Source organism: Segatella albensis DSM 11370 = JCM 12258 (genome assembly GCF_000426565.1).
GTDB lineage: Bacteria > Bacteroidota > Bacteroidia > Bacteroidales > Bacteroidaceae > Prevotella > Prevotella albensis.
This window is the reverse complement of sequence record NZ_AUFP01000013.1, coordinates 36,574-53,969: the sequence shown is the minus strand read 5'-3', so window position 1 is coordinate 53,969 and position 17,396 is coordinate 36,574. Positions and strand designations below refer to the sequence as shown.

The 17,396-nt window shown below is 43.4% G+C and carries 13 protein-coding genes and 1 pseudogene; 8 read left to right on the top strand and 6 right to left on the bottom strand.

All coding sequences use genetic code 11. The annotated features are described in order from the left end of the window. Positions 1-232: 232 nt before the first annotated feature. The 3 genes from K333_RS0108230 to K333_RS0108220 are packed head-to-tail and all read right to left on the bottom strand — an operon-like array spanning position 233 to position 6,178. Complete coding sequence (locus K333_RS0108230) at positions 233-1,726, bottom strand: fimbrillin family protein (protein ID WP_081657230.1); 1,494 nt, start codon at positions 1,724-1,726, stop codon at positions 233-235. A 16-nt stretch (positions 1,727-1,742) separates the two neighbouring features. Continuing rightward, positions 1,743-4,616: a fimbrillin family protein gene (locus K333_RS0108225; RefSeq protein ID WP_154653020.1), complete on the bottom strand. Its 2,874-nt coding sequence runs from the start codon at positions 4,614-4,616 to the stop codon at positions 1,743-1,745. Next, a complete protein-coding gene (locus K333_RS0108220) occupies positions 4,613-6,178 on the bottom strand; it encodes a fimbrillin family protein (protein WP_024990363.1) in 1,566 nt (521 codons plus the stop codon). The genes K333_RS0108225 and K333_RS0108220 overlap by 4 nt, the downstream gene beginning before the upstream one ends. Positions 6,179-6,403: 225 nt before the next feature. Between K333_RS0108220 and K333_RS0108215 the strand changes: the two genes are divergently transcribed. Beyond that, on the top strand, positions 6,404-7,399 hold the full coding sequence (locus K333_RS0108215) for a hypothetical protein (RefSeq protein WP_024990364.1): 996 nt from the start codon (positions 6,404-6,406) through the stop codon (positions 7,397-7,399). 979 nt (positions 7,400-8,378) lie between these two features. On the opposite strand, the pseudogene K333_RS12155 reads toward K333_RS0108215, so the two are convergent. The 3 genes and pseudogenes from K333_RS12155 to K333_RS12955 form a co-directional block, all read right to left on the bottom strand. Continuing rightward, positions 8,379-11,225: pseudogene (locus K333_RS12155) on the bottom strand (efflux RND transporter permease subunit). 6 nt (positions 11,226-11,231) lie between these two features. Next, complete coding sequence (locus K333_RS12960) at positions 11,232-11,594, bottom strand: efflux RND transporter periplasmic adaptor subunit (protein ID WP_155807885.1); 363 nt, start codon at positions 11,592-11,594, stop codon at positions 11,232-11,234. Next, complete coding sequence (locus K333_RS12955) at positions 11,570-12,292, bottom strand: efflux RND transporter periplasmic adaptor subunit (RefSeq protein WP_081657227.1); 723 nt, start codon at positions 12,290-12,292, stop codon at positions 11,570-11,572. The genes K333_RS12960 and K333_RS12955 overlap by 25 nt, the downstream gene beginning before the upstream one ends. 218 nt (positions 12,293-12,510) lie before the next feature. On the opposite strand from K333_RS12955, the gene K333_RS12695 reads away from it, so the two are divergent. From K333_RS12695 to K333_RS0108175, 7 genes are all read left to right on the top strand, one after another. Further along, positions 12,511-13,152, top strand: coding sequence for a histidine kinase (locus K333_RS12695; protein WP_051230910.1), 642 nt, complete (start codon positions 12,511-12,513; stop codon positions 13,150-13,152). Positions 13,153-13,158: 6 nt separating this feature from the next. Continuing rightward, entirely contained in the window at positions 13,159-13,545 is a 387-nt protein-coding gene (locus K333_RS12690; RefSeq protein ID WP_051230909.1) for a LytS family sensor histidine kinase, read from the top strand. Beyond that, positions 13,542-14,300 (top strand): LytR/AlgR family response regulator transcription factor, encoded by a 759-nt coding sequence (locus tag K333_RS0108195; RefSeq protein WP_027452559.1) that lies wholly within the window; start codon positions 13,542-13,544, stop codon positions 14,298-14,300. The genes K333_RS12690 and K333_RS0108195 overlap by 4 nt, the downstream gene beginning before the upstream one ends. A gap of 67 nt (positions 14,301-14,367) precedes the next feature. After that, complete coding sequence (gene mazG / locus K333_RS0108190; protein ID WP_024990365.1) at positions 14,368-15,261, top strand: nucleoside triphosphate pyrophosphohydrolase; 894 nt, start codon at positions 14,368-14,370, stop codon at positions 15,259-15,261. Between the two features lie 9 nt (positions 15,262-15,270). Beyond that, positions 15,271-15,840 carry a lipocalin-like domain-containing protein gene (locus tag K333_RS0108185; protein ID WP_024990366.1) on the top strand — a complete coding sequence of 190 codons (570 nt, stop codon included), beginning with the start codon at positions 15,271-15,273 and terminating at the stop codon, positions 15,838-15,840. Then, positions 15,840-16,754 (top strand): ribonuclease Z, encoded by a 915-nt coding sequence (locus K333_RS0108180; protein ID WP_024990367.1) that lies wholly within the window; start codon positions 15,840-15,842, stop codon positions 16,752-16,754. Before K333_RS0108185 ends, K333_RS0108180 begins: the two co-directional genes overlap by 1 nt. A 12-nt stretch (positions 16,755-16,766) precedes the next feature. Next, entirely contained in the window at positions 16,767-17,291 is a 525-nt protein-coding gene (locus K333_RS0108175; protein ID WP_024990368.1) for a cob(I)yrinic acid a,c-diamide adenosyltransferase, read from the top strand. Positions 17,292-17,396: the final 105 nt, after the last annotated feature.

Below are 17,396 nucleotides of genomic sequence, written 5' to 3'. Positions count from 1 at the left end.
CCGCCTCCTTTTAAATCAAGCCTCGATTACGAAAGTATTCGGGGCTTTTTTCGTTGCCGTACATTGATGTGCTGGTTAAGCCGTAAAGTGATTTGTTGTATCGTTGTTTCGTGTATATATTACGTAAAAAGCCTGCCAGAATGTACAACTGACAGGCTGATATATATCGTTCATATTTTGAGAATTTCCGTGCAACGGGTCGGACGCTTCCAAATTCGAGAATTATGGAACACTATTCGCTCGGATCTGAAAGAATTGTAACTGAATTGATGTGCATACCGTTTACACTTGAAGTAATTGTATATCCAATTCCATTGTTTTGTATATATGATATATCGTCTGTTGTCATATTGTGAGTAAGGATGTAATGATTACTTTCGGGTGATGTCCTTGAAAATGTTAGTGTATTGCCTCCTTGTTGTATTGTCAGAGCACTTTCTGATGAATTTTCACATGTATAGTCAATTACGAGTTTGGTGCTAGTAGAAACTTTGTAGTCCTTTAGATAGATTAGATATTTATTATATTTCCATTCTTGTTCAGCATTGTTTATTTGACCCGGAATACTGAAGGATGAACTAGCTGTCATATCCTTTCCATTGAGTATGAGAGGGTAGTAGAAGTTTTGAAATTTGTAGCAATCTTCACTTTTTCTAGGGTATATTGTGTAATTATATTTCACACCTTCCCGCCATCCTGCATCTTGCATGATATTGCTAATTTTATTAATGTATATGCCATGATTATGTTTGCCATTGCTTTCATAGTTTCTAGCATGGAATTCCATGATAAGATATGTGTCGTCGTCATTGGCAATATTTTGTGGGCTTTGTGGTAGAACTAAGAATGTAGCAGCCTCTTGAGTGTCATAGTTATCGCTACTACCTTCTTTTTCTGCATCAAAGTTAGTCATATGAACATTTCCTGTATTTGTTAGTTGCCAACTACTATTGCTAATCTCATAAGAATTTGTTGTAGAAAGATTTCCTTCTGTATATATGCCATAGAGTCCTGTATATAGATGATACTGTGGTGTAGGATCGTCGAGGGTTATGTCTGGATAAAGATGAGTTAGATTGATAGTAAAAGACAAACTTGACAGGGCATGATGCATAGAGAAACTTACTCGTTTATCCAAATTACCAGCCATGCCCGGCATGATATGATTTACCGTTAAATCGCTTACTAAGAAGTCTGTTTGATTCTTAGCCTCAGGTTGCATTTTAAAATGAATACTTCCTGCGCCATCGCCAACACCGATATTAGAAGGGGTAATTGTAACCCCATAGCCGTAGATTCCATTTTCAACACTATTAACGGTTGCGCTAAATGGATAGTACGCATAGAAAGCATACATATGATCCGGAGTCCAATATCTCACAGGAGAGTATGTTAGCGTATCTTCGTCAGCGCTCGTTTTAGCACTTGTCATTGGTTGATTATACATGAAATTGGCGGTTTTCGTAGCTAAATCATCCCATAAGGTTGTGCCTTGATCGAAGGCGAAAACACCAATTTGCTGTCCCTGTGGTATTATCGTGCTATCAATATAATAAGAATCATTGAAACGAGTAGAAGATTCATCAGGTAAATCTGTCGACTTTACAGTGAAAGACATTGGTACTTCTCCCGTTTCATAGGTATTACGACCAATCTCTATGTTATCGCTACAAGCAGCGAATAACATAGAATATAGGAAGATAATATGTAAACTTTTTTGTTTCATTTTTTATATTTTTATGTTAATCATGGGCTGGTCGAATGCTACGAGCATGCCAAGGAGCAGACTCGTTATTGCTATTGACCAATGGATTCATATTCTTACCACTTCTGCCGTTGGCATCAGTTTCTGATCTATCGTAATGGAAGAAGAAGGCACCCGCACGAGCATGCGTATTATCAGTACGCATGAAGCCTGCATTCCAGTAACATCCGAAATCGCCATCATTCCATACATCTCCGGTGTTGCTAGCTGTAGATCCGATAGGGCAGAAATCACTCCAGTTATCTCCGCGGAAACCAGTAGCTGGGAAGTAAATAGTGATAGCATCCTCACTCATCTTAGGGTTAGAATTAGCTGTAAGAGGAGCACTAAAAAAACTCCATCCCGCGTTCCAGTTGGAAATGGTACCTAAAATATTCCAGTATTCCTCACTTGAAGAGAATCCCGAAGAATTAGCCCCTATAGAAGTAAAACCAGTTAAAGCTCCCGAAGAAGGAACATGATAACCCACTGGACAAGGATCATATATCGTCTTGGTGATTCTCGCATCACTAGGAACCACAACGTCACCCGTGAGAATCGTCTGAGTATTACCCATATCCCACAGATTGATGATATTTCCGTTGAGCCAGTTAGCTGTGCTACTATAGCGAATCAACTTCTCAGGATTAAGGATACCCTCAGCAATGCTTCCAGTAGAACTTGCAGAATAAGAATATGTTCGAGCTGGATGCCTAGCCTTAGTTTGATTAGGATAAGCAACACTATAGAAAGTCTTGTTAGGAGGCATAGCATCCTTGCGTCCCCATTGATAATAAGTATTATATCCCGCACGAATTCTCTCGCCAACCTGATTGATGACGAAAGTAGCCTTCTTTCCAGACGTTTCCTGTGTAAGTTCCACGACGCATTTTCTTCCCAAGTAAGTTCTTGTAGAACTCTCGCTATCGACCCATCCCAAATTTACCGGCATCATGTGCGAAGTATAATTATTCTGATTGGTCACAGGAATACAGTCAGAATATCCCAAAGATTCATCAGTTACCCAGATATGCCAACTCCAAACGATATTGGCATCATTCGTTTTACCATCTCCATCCCATAAGGCGATGACCGCATTTCCAGGTTTTATCTTATCCCTATCGATATGGAAAATCACATAATCATTGCTTGTGACGACCTCTGTATCTATAAGGCCCTCGGTATCTGACCAGATGACAGATGCTAGGCGCGAATTATTACCAATTCCCAAGTCACTTCGAATCCACGGAGAAGAAATATTCTCGCCACGCGCATTCTTAAAACAATTTAGATAAGTTTCAGACGAACTTGTCGCCGAACTATAACTCGAAGCATTCGTTCTATAGTTTGCGATAGCATTACCATAGACCATTGGGAATTTATACCATCCATATCCATGTACCACATAACAGTTAGCCGTGTTTCGGCTCACCTGTCTGTTACCATCAGCATCATAGAATGACAAATCCTCGGCATGAGTAGCATCATATCCACCCTTTTGAACCTGAAGATTAGTAATATGATTTCCAGAGGTAGAATATCCCGCCTCAGAGATAGAAGCTGAACCACTAACATTTACTAATGTACCATCGGAACTCGTTACTGAGAGCGTAAGCCAAGAAGGACAAGTGTTAGAGAAATTAGCCGCATCGTCCACCTTATATCCCGTGATGGTCCATCCCTTAGCGGTAGTGGTGTTACCACCATTATCCTTAAGGAAACTCGTCACCCGATAAGTCTTACTACCTGCCTGATGTGAGAAATTTTCAATCGGGTCAACAGATAACTCATAAGCATAATTGATAGCACTCGAAGAGAGCTTATAAATCACCGTGGCTCCCATAGGCCATTTCTTTCCACCAAGATCAGCATATATTGTGTGATCTACACCCGCATGACGAACCACCGCAGAAATTCTAGCGCTATCAGGAAGATACTGAGGAACAACGAACATCACCTTATCCGTGATGTAATTATTTTTACTATCATTATTCACGATATATCCCGTGCCCAAGTTTATGGTATAACTCGTCTTGGTAGCATTATAATACTGCCAACCCGTATGGTCGAATCCTGTATTATTCAACAAAAAGTAAGTACCTTGGTTGAGAACATCACTAATCGTTATGCTCTTGATAGTATCTCCCGCAGGAAGTTCATCCACAGAGAATCTTACCGCTGTGGTGATATGCTTAAACTGTAAAGGAACCTCACCCTGTCGAGAATACATTTCCTCCTTATTTGTGATCGTAGTAGCCTCCAACAAGTCAACCTGTTCATCCACATTGGTACTCGGCGTATAAGTGATTTCCGGAGCCCAATAGAAGGCCGTATTTCTGTCGTTGATGACAACACCCGTAGCAGAATATGGAGTAATCCCATAGAAACGATAAAATTCGTGATTGTTAGGCCACGCATAAGCTCTACTCCAGAGCGTCGTTGTAGTGGTACTCTTCGTAATATCGAGTCTCTTAAAGATAGAATCCGTAGATTCCTCATTAATATGATCAGAATAATATCCCCACGCCCTGAAAGTTGACAAATTCTCGTTGGTGATGATACTACCACGTGTATCTTGTCGACTAGTTCGCAATCCCTTATCGATCTGCCCATAACAACTTTCGTGCAGATACACATTCCCAGTATGCCCCGTAGATCCCTGGAAAGCAACTGGTAATGAATTATTGACCTCACCAATCGAAGAACGGGTCATAGACGATTGGTCATCGAGTTGCGATGTAGATACACGGAAATAGATGCTGCCAGGATTCTTGTTGCCCTCAGCAGACAACTCATCCGAACAAGATGATATCAAGAAAGGAGATATCATCATTGTCGCGTATAGGATATGTCGGAAACGTATATTCATCATTTAAAATCAATAGTTCTAATAGGATCGTTCTCCCACGGTTCAACAGAATTAGAATATCCAACAGGAGGATGCAAATCCAAAGAACGATTACTAGCCTCATTATCCCATGGAGTGACATAAGGGAGATAACCGATATTCGGATGCAAGTCGATATAATCAGGCGTAGTTTCAGCCCAAAGATCAACATCAGGATTATAGTTGATAGGCTCTTGCCAATCATCACAAGAAACCTTGAACTCCATCTTGTTCCTGCTCAGAATGATATTAATAGTATAAGCTTTACCCGCCTGGAATTTCTCCAGTACGAGTGTAGAGTTTCGTGTAATCAATTGTCTGGTAAACCCATTCGTGAGCACCAGTCGAGGGTCACGGATCTGGATAGAATACGTGGCCGAAATTTCCAATACCGTTCTTGGCGAATGAGTACAAGTATCAGGGATGATCATGTAATATGCCGGAACAGAAGAATTACCTACCGCAACATCCTTAAGCAAATTCCTCGTATTCTCCTTATTCGTATAAGCAAAACTCCACTTACTATTCTTCTCCTCAGTAGTAAGAGAATTGCTCCCATAATCAAAGTCACGCAAAGAAGGCGAGATAAACGCACTATCGATATGCAACGTCGTCTTACCTCTACCAAATACAGCCGTCTCATCATCTTCGCCCACAATGGTCTGATAGCCGATATTCTGCCACAATGGCGTGTTAGCCACCGTATTGTTAAGATTAAGCGTAGCCGAATTTGGCGTATTGATTCTGATGGAAGCTTCCTTAAACAAGAACAAAGTCTGTATACCATTCTCCGCATCATCCCCCGTACCCGAATAGTCGCATTGCACATTCAAACCGATACGCATGAGCGCATGCTTAAAGTGGAAGTTCACATTACTATTACGCGACTGTTGACTCATGTTGGCATAAGGTCTACCAGGCGTAAGCGCCACCGTGTTGCCACTTGCGTCCTGATACGATGTTGTTCCAGACGGAACGACACCCCAAAGCAAATCGACATGCTCAGATGGACTTTGCGCAACCTTATACAAGACGAGAGGGTCACCAGCATAATTATTATTGGTGATGGCGACAATCCCATTGTTAGCCCCCGTTTTCACCATAAAATTCTGCGCGCTTACAGCATTGGTATTTCCCGTGACATCACAGGCCGTTCCGCCCAAGGCTTCATAAAATGGCGCATAAGAAAAGAAGGAAAGTAAATTCTGGACAACAACAGAATTCCTCGTTGATTCCGTAGGCCAATATCTCAACGGCGTATATGTCCATCCGTTACTATATACTATTTTCTGATCCCACATAAAGTTAGCCCTAGTATTGCCAGCATAATTATTCTCTTCGGTATAGTAACTGAATACACCGAATCCATATTGCTGTAGCCGATCAACATTTTGAATTGCTCCAACAGGGGCAACTTCTCCTGCGCGTGTAGAAATAGACGAACTATTATTTCCCCCTTCAACATAAGTATTGAAGGCGACAGGGATGTTTATGTCTGGTTCCAGTGTGTAAGAATCATCATTGGAGCATCCTGAAGTAATAATCATTGCGAATATTAATATACCCTGGAACTCTTTTATCTTAATTCTCAAGATGTTATGCGTATGAATAAGTAGTAATAAAATAATAAATGTTCTGTGGCAAATATAATAAATTAAATCAAATATCAAAGCAAATTTTCGAATTTTTTTAGAAAATATTTTGTTAGATTGCCTAATTTTGCTATTTTTGCACTATAATGAAGAAGAAATATTTATGAAAAATAACTAATTATGAGCATTTTTGATAAACTTTTTGGGAAAAAGAATAACACAGAACATACTGCGGAAAACAAATCAGAAGAACAACTGTCGGAAAAGTCTGTCGAGAGACCAGCAATGGTTGATATGGACATTGATAATAAGGTGGAAGACATAGAAGCTCCTTTCCGTGAGCATATCGTCGGACAACCTTTCACCCTTATGATAGAATCTGCCCGTAAGTTGTCGGATAGCGACATCGAAGTGAGAGGAACGGTACATGGCGAAATCGTGAAGGGCCAGAAAGTGCGCCTTTGCGTGCCTAACCATACAGAAGGATGCGAGATTGTGTATATCGAAACCTCGACCGGAGTAACCGTGCATCGAGGCAAAGACGAGTTCGTCACCATCCAAATCAGCGGTCTGAAGGATTTGCAGTATGCCAGTCGTTTTGCCGTCGTCACCAATATACCGTCATTTAACCCCAACGACCTCTCAAAACCCTGTGAGAATGCATTCTTGAAAGGTCTGATACAAGAATTTCCAAAGAACTATCAAGACCCACAATATGCCAATCTGCTGACCTTTACCATTTGTCATTCCCCATTTATCGTACCCTTTATGGCCAACAAGGAACCAGAAATCGTACAGAATCCGGATACTGGGGAAAACATGGAGAAATGGCCTGAGGGCACCCAGATCTCATTCAATTGGTTGATGAGAGAAGACATCCCTGTTTTCCAGATGTATACCGATTTTCGTTCTCTGTTGCATGAGCCTAATATCAAGGCCAGTGGCAAGCGTCCCCGTGTCCAACTGATGAGTTTCAATGATGCCATAGCCATCAACGAGCAGATGTATGCTGCGTCGACTCAGAACGGTAAGGAGAAGAAACCGTTACCAAGTATCGTCATTAACCCATTCGATCAGGTCTTCGTAGAATTGAATGCTGACAACATCCATGCCATCGTCACAAGCGAAGGCTATCAGCAAGAATTCGGAAAGAAGGACGAAGAAACTTCTAAGTAAGGCCGGTAGAATTCTTCTGTTGCATCCCGTGCTATGTACAGACGTCTCTGTCTTAGCATTCGGGATTCCTTCTGGACGGGGTGGTGGACGTCGCCTTGTTTCCTGATGACATTTGCAAAGATACAACATTCTGAAATAGCGATGATACGTTGTTATACGTTATTGTGCGATTTTATACTTAACTGCTTGATAATGAGTATCTTAAGGTCCTGCCTACCGAGTTATGGCATCATAGGAGAAGAGGCTTCTGTGATATCATATTTTATAGAATCCATATAAATTGCTGATAATCAGAGTTTTACGTTAAAATTAATATTATATTTACTTCAGATTTCAGTTACTTCAGTTGTTTTTCGGGGTAGTGATTCTTCTCTGATTTTCCAATTTGTATATATTTTTCTCTTATTTATATAATATAATTAATTAAGAAAAATATCTGTCAGACATTTTCGCAAAAAGTATAAAGTTATACCCCTCAAAAAACTAACTGAAAACTGAAGTAACTGAAGTAAGAGATAAATTTCAGGGATTAGTTCATTCTCATCTCCCCCAAATCTACTTCTTCTCTACGAAGCCCAAATCTATCTTCTTTGCAGCATCTCGCCTCCCATCAACATCAGCTCTAACAATACCCATTGGGGATATACCCTTACTATTGTACCGGCATGAAATCCCGTTCTTACGGTTCTCTCAGTTGTAAGTAACGGGGAAAGCCTTTATAAGTCTTGTAAGTTTAAATATAGTTAATTTATGCGCTTTTCGGCGAAAACAGTTGGAAAAACATTTGGCGTTTCGTCGCAATATTACTACTTTTGCATGTGCTCAATAGAGCACATAAACTCGTCATAATGTAACGTTGAACAAACGTTATTAGAACTTCTCGAGTGAGGGAAGAAAGAAACCGTTAGCACGTGAGTGTTGGCGGTTTTTAAAAAAACATCGAATGCCAATCAATTACCTATGAAGATGAAACCTCTCCTCAAGCCATTGGAAGATGATGAAGAATGCCAGTCTTGGCAAGTAATCCTATTAGAAGTACGATACTCGTCTGCATATAGATGTTGTTCTGGAAATCAAGAAGTTGAGCCATCACAAAACTGCCAAGTATTCCCACAGGAACCGCCAAGATGATGGCGAAAGGCAAGATGAGACTCTCATAGAGCGATGCCAGCACAAGATAGATGATGAGCAGACTCAGGGCAAAGACGAGCGCAAAGTTCCCTTTCGACTTACTCTCCTCGAGCGACATTCCGCCATATTCATAGCCATAACCCAACGGAAGTGTCTTCTTGGCCACCCGTTCAATAGCCTCCATAGCCTGTCCGTTGCTATGACCCGCCGACGGAGTACCCGTCACGTTGATACTATTGAACATATTGAATCTCGACAGACTCTGTGGGCCTTGTGTCCGAGTGAGCTTCACATATTGAGCCACGGGCGACATCTCTCCATTCTCCAGTCTGACATAGATGTTATTGAGTGATTCTGCGTTTACACGCGCATCAGGTTCAGCCTGCATCGTGACATTATACAAGCGAGAGAATCGGTTGAAGTTAGAGATATAACTACTACCATAATATCCCTGTATCGTCTGTAAGATCGCATTTGGCGAGATACCCGCACGCTCACATTTCGCTGCATCGATATCCAACCAATATTGCGGATAGTCGACACTAAACTCAGAATAGCCCATACTAATCTCAGGTTGCTGACTTAGTTCCGCTATGAACCGATACTTTATCTGTTGGAATCTCTCTATGCTTCCACCATTCTTATCCTCCAAGTTCAAGTCGAAACCGTTGCAGGTTCCGAATCCCGGTATGAGCGAAGGCGACATCACCATGACTTGTGCGCCATCGATTCCCTTAGCAGCCTCGTTGATTTTCTCCGTGATAGCCGTTATACTCTCGTCTTTACCACGTTCTTCCCACGGTTTGAGCGGTACAAAGAACATACCCGAGTTGCTACCCGAACCCGTAAACGAATAACCCTTTGTCATCGCCTGATGTGCAATACCCGGAATGTTTCGAAGAATCCTATCCATCTGCGCCAGCGACTTCGCATTCTCGCTGAGCGACGTACCCGGTTTGGTGTTCAGGTTTACGTAGAGCATACCCGTATCCTCATCGGGAACGAGAGCCATCGGCGTAATCCTAACCAAGACTACCAACAGACCAATGGCTGCCGCCACAATCCCCAAGGAGATGTATTTGTGCTTCATAAATCGGAAGGCAATATGCGCATATTTAGCGCTCACCACGGAGAAAATCGCGTTGAAAGCATGACGAAAACGTGCCGCAAAATTCTGCTTCTCCACACCATTCTCGTCGGTATAAGGGCGCAACAGAAGGGCACAAAGCGCAGGCGATAATGTGAACGCATTCAGAGCCGAGATACCGATGGCAGCAGCCATGGTAAGACCAAACTGGCGATAGAAAGCTCCCGACGTGCCCCCGATCATACTTACCGAGATGAAGACGACCATGAAGATGACAGAGGATGTGAAGAGGGCCATCGCCACATTGCGCATGGCATCGGTCGAAGCCAGATAAGGCGATCGATAACCTTTGTCGAAATTCGCCTGTACGGCCTCTACCACGATGATGGCATCGCCTACCACGGTTCCTATGGTCAGCACGAGGGCAAAGAGTGTGAGCAGGTTGAGCGTGAATCCAGCCATCTGCATAAAAGCGAAAGTACCGATGAGCGACACGATGATACTTATCGTCGGAATCAGTGTCGACTTAATGTCCTGTAGGAACACATATACCACAAGGATCACCAGTAGGATAGCCTCTATCAAAGTCTCTACCACGGTATTGATACTGGCATCCAGATATTGTTTGGCATCGTTGATTCTTTGGAAAAGCAAACCCTCAGGCAAATTTCTCGCGATAACCTCCATCTCCTAGTCTATCTCCTTGATGATCTGCGAAGCATTGGTTCCCGATGTCTGTTGTATCATCATGATGGCCGCAGGATGCCCATCCACGGCGTTGGTATAGTTGTAAGAGTCAGCTCCCATTTCTACGCGGGCCACATCGCCAAGACGAAGAATCTGTCCATCCGCCTTACTCCTGATCATGATGTTAGCAAACTGCTCCGGCGTAGAGAAACGGCCCCGGTATTTCATCGTGTAGACGTAGGTGTTGTCATGGTTCTCGCCAAAAGCACCTGTGGCAGCCTCTATATTCTGATTGGCCAAAGCCGTAGAGATGTCCTCAGGAACCAACTTATATTGAGCCATCTTATCAGGTTTGAGCCATAGGCGCATATTATAGTTTCCACCATACATCATTACCTTGCCCACACCCGTGATACGTTTCAATTTCGGGATGATATTGATACTCATGTAGTTGTTGATGAAATTCTCGTCAAACTGCTTATTATCAGAATATAATGATATCGTCATAAGTTCTCCGCTTTGATCCTTTTCGGTAGTTACACCTTGTCGGGTAACCTCAGCAGGCATCAAAGCAAGCGCCGCCTGTACACGGTTTTGCACGTTTATGGCCGCCATATCAGGATTGACGCCCTTCTTGAAATATACGGTAATGCTGGCATCTCCTGTGTTAGAGGCAGAAGAGGTCATATAAGTCATACCCTCCACACCGTTGATGCTCTCCTCCAGAGGAGTTATCACGCTCTTGATTACGGTTTCGGCATTGACCCCCGCGTATGTCGTCATTACGTTGACGGTAGGGAGAGCCATATCAGGGAATTGCTCGATAGGTAACTGGAACAAGGAAACAAGTCCCATGAGGATGATGAGAATGGATATAACGGCTGAGAATATCGGGCGCTCGATAAAAGTCTTCAGTTTTATGATTCTTTAGTTTTTAATGATTTCATCGCCAGCTTTCAGACCGCTCAGCACGATATAGTTTTTGCCGTCGTTCTGTGGATATACCTTAATCTCGGTAAGTTTCGTCTTGCCATTTATGACTTTTTTCACCAGCAACTTGTCTTGCAACTGGCTTACGGCTGTCTGTGGTATCACCACTACGTTTCTGAAGGTGGTAGGCATCAGCACGTTGCCTGTGGCCCCACTCAGCAAAAGTCGGTTACTATTGTCAAAGACAGCCCGTACGCTCACGCTACCGGTATTCTGGTCAAGTAATCCGCTGATGGTTATCACCTTCCCAGGAGTAGCATAGCAAGACCCATCATTCATTTGCCAGCGTACGGCAGGCATTTTTTTTTGAGCGCCTTCTCTTTGCTGCCATATTTGCGAAGTAGAGAGGATAGCTGGTCTTGGTTGAGGGAAAAATACGCTATCATCTCTGCGTTGTCGGAAACATATGTAAGAGGTGTTGTCATGGTGGGCGACACTAAGGCTCCGACTCTATAAGGTAGGGAGCCGATGACACCAGCCGACGGACTTCTCACCACGGTATACGACAGACTGTTCCTAGCGTTTACCACTTCGGCATGAGCCTGTTCCCATTGAGCCTTGGCCTGTGCTACCTGATTGCGCGTCTGGGCGATGGTAAAGGCCGACTCGATTTTCTTCTGATACAATTTCATCTTCCCGGCAAAAGTGAGACGAGCGTTGGCAAGGGCCGCTTGTGCCGCGTGCTCGTTGGCGATGGCCGTGTTGAGCGCAGCACGTTGTGCCACCTGGTTTAAGATGAAAAGAGGTTGACCAATCTTCACAGACTGGCCTTCCTCTATCAAGAGTCTTACGATTTTGCTCTCTAATTGTGGAAAAACTGCAATATCTTGTCGTCCTCGCATGGTGGCAGAATATGCAGTTGTGAGGGTGACATCTCGTGTTGTTACCCTCATCGTCTCTGTTTTACTCTCTGCTTCGTTTTTGTTCTCTTGATAGTTACATCCTGTAAACAAAAGAATACATGCGATATTTAATATTATAACGATACTCTTTCTCATTTTTTTAATTCTGAATTTTCGTCGGCAAAGTTACGATGTAAGAAGCCTATGACACTCATAAAAATGACTGAATCGTATAAAATGACTGTTGAAACGTATTTTTCTACAGTTCGGTCATATGCGAAGGGGTAGGAAGATATGAAATGATTACCTTTACAACAAGAAATCGATAATAAAAAAGATAAAAGATTTGTATCACGCTTTGATTTATATTATCTTTGTCATATGGAAATGAAAAAAAATATTGCGCCAGTTGGCGCGACATATTATTGCTTCTTGAACTTTGGCTCATTGCCATGGTCTTGAGTTATGGCTATTTCAGTATCATATCTCAGGAACCTGTGTTTGGCGACCATTACCAAGTCATGGACTTTGTGCGCGATTGTTCCTCAATGGTTGTGTTTATCGGTATATCGCTTGTACTCAACCGCCTGTTCATCTATCTTTTTCAGCCATTGGAGCATTATTTGGGCAAGATGTTCTTGTATTCTCTGTTGCTGTTGGCTGTGAACACGTTGGTAGCCTCCCTCTACGCCTCAATCGATGACATCTCCCATGAGGAATATGTGGCGTCAGTCTATGTGTTCAGTCTTATAGCCACCTTTATTTCGGGAGTTCATGCCAATATTGTGTTTCAGCGCGCTTATCGCCTGCAAATGGAAGGACGGCATAAATTGGAGATGGAGAATGCCCGACAGAAAGAAGTCAATCTGCAAACTTCGCTCATAGCGCTCAAAAGTCAGGTTGAGCCGCTTTTTCTCTTCAATAACTTCAGTATTCTCTCTGATCTTATCGACGAAAGTACAAATGATGCGCACGCCTTTTTGGATAGTTTGTCGCGTGTATACCGCTATAAATAAGTAAACATGAATACCCATCTTGTGTCTCTGCATGAAGAATTGCAGATGCTCCACTCGTATGAAGAATTGATTCAGATGCGATTTGGCAAGGCCATACAGGTGAACTTCCCCGAGGAGCGGTCTGGAATGTTACCGCCACTTGCCATCCAACTGTTGGTGGAGAATGCTATCAAGCACAATGCGCATTCGCTGAAACATCCGCTGGTCGTCGATATTCGTAGTTGTGACGGCTATCTGTTGATTAGCAATAAGATACAGCCACTATCTTCTAACATTGATTCAACGGGTTTAGGTCTCTCTAATCTTCGTGAGCGTTATCAGTTGCTCTTTGGCAGAGAGATAGAGGTTGTCGACAACGACCAGACATTTACCGTAAAAAGACCTGTATTATGAAGATATTGATCATCGAAGACGAATTTCGTAATTTCAACCGTCTGCAGAAACTCTTGCTGGAGTATGACTGTACCCTCGAGATAGAAGGACCATTGGAATCGGTAGTGGAAGCCCGCCAATGGTTGCATATCCATCAAGGCAATCAAGCCCCGGACATCATTTTTTCGGATGTTCGTCTGAGTGACGGCATAGCCTTTGACGCGTTAAGCGAGATGAGTTCCGCCACATCACTTGTGTTCACGACCGCTTACGACGAATACGCCCTCCAAGCCTTTCGCTATAACGGTTTGGCCTATCTGATGAAACCCGTCGACGCAGAAGAGTTGAGAGCCGTCATGGAAAGAATACGGCAGATGCGGTTGCCCAATGAGGGCCTCCAGATGCTCATGCAACAGATGAAAGCACATCAGATGAAATATCGAGAGCGCTTTCTCGTAGCCTATAAGGATGGATTCTTGGTTGTCAACGTGTGCGACATCAGCCACATCTGTACCGAGAACAAAGACACGCGTATCTATCTTAAAAATGGTAAATGGTATAGCATCTCACAGACCCTCGAGGAGGTAGAACGCGAACTGTGCCCAGATGACTTCTTCCGCGTCAGTCGACAATATATCCTGCATATCGACGCAATAGGTGGACTGAAGACCCATTTCGTAGGAAAATATCGTGTTGTACTAAAATATTATCCGGAAACCGATGTGATGTGCAGCCGCGATAGAGCCCCACAACTTAAAGAATGGCTGGGAAAGTAAGATATAAGATTTCCTAAAAATCATACCCGTGACGGCGGAAGTCACATATTTTTATTATCTTTGCAGCATGAAAAAACATTCAAAAGAGGAGAAACTGAAGGCTTTCGGTCGATTACTTGATGTTCAGGAGCGACTGAGGAAAGAGTGCCCTTGGGACAAGAAGCAAACCTTTGAGAGTTTGCGCCCTAACACGATAGAAGAAACCTTTGAACTTTGCGATGCTCTGATGAAGAACGATATGAGGAATATCTGCAAAGAGTTAGGTGATGTGTCGGAGCATGTGCTGTTCTATAGCATACTTGGCGAGGAACAAGATGGATTCGATGTTGCTGATGTATGCAACGCTCAGGCTGATAAGTTGATGTTTCGCCATGATTTCATCAATTGGAACGAAGAGGGCGACTGGTATGTCACGAATCCGGAACTCAAGATCAATGCTCGCGGGCAGGTAGTTTATCGCGACGAAGAAGAGGTGGATGCGTCTAATCCTGAGACGGCCGCTCAGGTAGAATCAACTTGGGAGCAACGCAAACAGAAAGAACGTGATGGCAATAAGACGGTTCTCTCCGGCGTTCCAGACTCGCTCCCTTCGCTTATCAAGGCTTATCGTATCCAAGATAAAGCTCGTAACGTGGGCTTCGACTGGAAAGATAAGGATGATGTATGGGATAAGGTGCGCGAGGAGATGGGCGAACTCGAAACAGAACTTCGCAAAGGCGATAAAGAACGCTCCACACGAGAATTGGGCGACTTCCTGTTCAGCGTCATCAACGCAGCCCGTCTGTATCATCTGAATCCTGACAATGCCCTCGAGAGTACTAATCAGAAGTTTATCCGTCGTTTCAACCACGTAGAGAAACGATTGAAGGAGATGGGCAAAGACTTTAATGAGAGTAGTCTTGAAGAGATGGACGCCCTCTGGGATGAAGCAAAACAACAAGAGAAGAATAACCAGAAATAATAAAGAACGATGAAGAAGATACTATATGCATTTATAGCGCTCATGGTCATCGCCATGGCGAGTTGCAATGGTAATGGAACCAAACGGGCCGTACTTTCGGCTGCCGGGGATAGTACAAATGTAGTAGAGGTCGACGAAAACGATTCTACCGTCTATGGCGTTGCGGGAGACGGCTCGGCGATGCATTCGCTCGAACTCATCACAGACGATGGCGATACCATTATCTATCTGATGAACTTGGATAGCGACACAGATCCTGTCGTGGGTGGCATCATGACAGGCGACCGTATGGCCGTCATCGGATATAAGGATGGCGATGGCGAGATGATAGCCAATAAAGTTATCAATATCACGACCTTACTCGGTAAATGGACAAGTATCGACAAGAACTTCCAAATCGAGGAGGGCGGTAAGATCGAAAGTTATGTCAAGGCCGAGCAGAACCCATGGACCAGTTGGCGAATTTCCAATGGTCGTTTGGTCATCAACCGCGACACCTTCGATATTAACAACCTATCGGCAGACAGTTTGAGTCTGGAAAACAAGAACGGAATTTTCGATTATAAGCGTCAGAAGTAGTGGAACCATTCAGAGTTCATATCCTGGGATGTGGTTCAGCCCTTCCCACACTTAAACATAATGCCTCGTCGCAAGTCGTGGAGATCAGAGAGAAACTCTTCATGATTGATTGCGGGGAGGGTACACAGATGCAACTGCGTAAGTCTAAGATAAGGTTTACCAAGATCAGTTGTGTATTCATCTCCCATCTCCATGGCGACCATTGTTTTGGTCTTATTGGCATGATCTCCACCTTTGGGATGCTTGGTCGTACGGCAACGCTTCGGGTCTATGGTCCGAAAGAACTCGGCCCTGTACTCGATTCACAGATCAAGACATTCTGTCAAGGTCTCGAATTTAGTGTAGAATTCCATGCCGTGGATACTACGAAAAAAACTGTCATTTACGAAGATCGTTCGCTCACGGTAGAAAGTATCCCTCTGAAGCATCGTATGCCAACTTGCGGATATCTGTTTCGCGAAAAGCCGACCCTTCCGCATATCAAACGAGATATGATAGATTTCTATCATGTGCCGATATCACAAATCAATAATATCAAGTTGGGTGCTTCTTGGACCACCCCCGACGGAGATGTTATCGACAATAGCAGATTCGTAGAACCAGCTGATGCTCCACGTTCTTATGCTTACTGTAGCGATACGAGATATATTCCTGACCTTTATAAACTTATCGAAGGCGTGGATACGTTGTATCACGAATCTACCTATGCCAGCGATAATGCCGACCGTGCCCGCAAATATCATCATTCTACAGCACGAGATGCGGCCTCTGTGGCCCGTGATGCACATGTGGGCAAACTCTTCTTGGGGCATTATAGCGCGCGCTATAATGATGAATCGGTTATCCTGAAAGAAGCCCAAGAGATATTTCCTAATAGTTACCTCACCAACGAGGGAATGGTCTTTGATGTCTAAAGATATGTAGGTATGGGAAAAATATATACAAAAACAGGTGATGAAGGCCTTACGTTCTTATCTGGCGGATTGCGTGTAGAAAAAGATGATGTGCGCATAGAAGCCAATGGACAGATCGATGAACTCAACTGTATGCTCGGTATCGCCATCACGATGCTGCCCGATGAAGATGAACATAAGGCCGACCTGATGACACTTCAGAACGAACTCATGAATGCGATGAGTATTATCGCCACCCCCGAAGGACGTGAACCACATCGCCATCTTTCGTCAGACCTTGTAGAGTATCTTGAATCCCAGATAGATCTTCTTAGTACAAAGCAAAATTTCCGTTTCGTCCTGCCTGGAGCAAATGCAGTGGAGGCATATCTTCAGATGGCTCGGAGTAAATGTCGTACGGCCGAGCGCCGCCTTTGGACAGCACATCGCCAATACCCTATAGACCCAACGATACTGAAATTCTTCAACCGTCTGAGCGACTATCTCTTTGTGTTAGCCTTACATTATTCAGACAGACATCGTTATCGAACACGTTAAAATACATTCCGTTTTTTGTATTTATATATTTTTATATGCATTTAATTTGTTCGGATAAAAATATTTTTCTACTTTTGTGCGATAGATAAGAAAATTGGTAGAATC